Origin of the sequence: Psychrobacter sp., assembly GCF_035469765.1 — a bacterium.
Taxonomy (GTDB): Bacteria; Pseudomonadota; Gammaproteobacteria; order Pseudomonadales; family Moraxellaceae; genus Psychrobacter.
Genome location: NZ_DATIRM010000128.1, coordinates 1 through 1,837 on the forward strand (window position 1 = coordinate 1; position 1,837 = coordinate 1,837).

Here is a 1,837-nt window from a genome sequence, read left to right on the forward strand (position 1 = left end):
GCGCTTGGCAAGCTGGTAGCGCAGCTGAGACTGGCAAAGACAGTAATAGTGAGCTTATTAGCAATAAGCTAAATGCAATCCATTGGCGCACGGTACACTCCTATTTATTATCTTTATTATGAAAACGGCTGTTTTTATCCCAGTAATAGTGCCTAACAAACCTAGCATCCATGGCGGGGTTTTTATCTAAAGCTTATAAAACTATTGTTTATCATTATTACAAAGTGTAGCCACTTATCACACTGATAACAAATGATTCTTTAGACAAAAAAATAGCACCTACCTTAATAGATGCTATTAATGCATTGCAGTGGATACTTTTGATTCATTAAAGCCACTATTTTAAAAAGACTATTTCAAAAACAGTGCCATTGCCTTTTTAAATAAGCCACCATAGGGCGGTAATAATATATTCAGACCATTCAGTTTGGATTGTATAAAGATTGGCTTCATATGGCTAAAACGCTCAAAACCCGCTTTACCATGATAAGCGCCCGTACCTGAGTCGCCAACCCCGCCAAACGGCAAATCATGCTGTGCCACATGCATAATGACTTCGTTGATACACAGACCACCAGATACGGTATTGGTACGAACTTTGTCAATATCATGGCTACTATCGCCAAAGACATATAATGCCAATGGACGTGGACGATCATTGATAAAGGCAATCGCATCATCAAGCGTCTCGTAATGCATAAGCGGTAAAACAGGTGCAAATATCTCGTTTTGCATCAAATCACTCTCAGGCGCAGGCTCGCTGACAATCACCGGTGGCATAAGACGCGTTTCAAAATTAGACTTCGCATCAGTGAGTCTATAGACGCCTTCACTGGACAAATCTTCTAAATAGCCTTTGACACGCTTAAACTGCGCGCCATTGATAATGCGTGAGTAGTCAGGATTTTCTTCGATATTGGGATAGTGCTTTCCCATCCATTCTCTTGCTAAACGAACAAATTCTTCATGATATTGACGCTGAATGAGCACATAGTCAGGTGCAATACAGGTCTGACCGGCATTAAGAGTTTTGCCCATCATTACGCGGTTAACGGCGTTTTCTAAGTTAGCACCTTCTAATACGACCACTGGCGACTTACCACCTAGCTCAAGCGTAACCGGCGTTAGATTCGGCGCTGCCGCTGCCATTACTTTTTTACCAACGGCGGTAGAGCCAGTATAAAGCAGATGATCGAACGGCAATGCACTAAAGGCTGCCGCAATCTCGACTTCACCAAGGACCACGCAAACCATATCTGGTGAAAAATAACGCGAAATAGTTTCTGCAAACGTTTGTGCAAATTGCGGCGCTGCTTCACTCATTTTAATCATGATGCGGTTACCAGCTGTAAGCGCATCAATCATTGGTCCTATCGCCAAAAATAGCGGATAATTCCAAGGCACCATGATACCAACCACGCCAAGTGGCTGCGGTAAAATCTCATTGTGTGCGGGCATATATAACGCTGAGATTGATACCCGCTGCGCTTTCATCCATCTTTTGCCGTGTTTTTTGGCATAACTGATACCCGTAAAGCTTGGGAACAACTCGGCAAACTGGGTTTCTGATTCACTACGATAGCCAAAATCAGCGCTGATGGCTTTGGCAAGCAGCTCTTGATTATCGCTCAGCATAATCTCTAGATTGTCGAGCTGGTTTTCACGCGTTGCCCAATCGTTAATCGGTTGAGTACGGCTTAATTTTTGCAGGCGTGAAAATTGTGCCTGCATATCTGCCACTGTTTTGATAATGCTGAGCCCTTCTTGCTCATCATAACTAGAATGTAAGGGTTGAACCTGAATATCTTGATCGCTGGCTGTCATTTATCTTCCTTGT

1 protein-coding gene is annotated in these 1,837 nt (G+C 43.1%); it reads right to left on the reverse strand.

All coding sequences use genetic code 11. The features are described from left to right. Positions 1 to 351: 351 nt before the first annotated feature. On the reverse strand, positions 352 to 1,824 hold the full coding sequence (locus VLN09_RS03650) for a coniferyl aldehyde dehydrogenase (protein WP_325243835.1): 1,473 nt from the start codon (positions 1,822 to 1,824) through the stop codon (positions 352 to 354). Positions 1,825 to 1,837 lie beyond the last annotated feature (13 nt).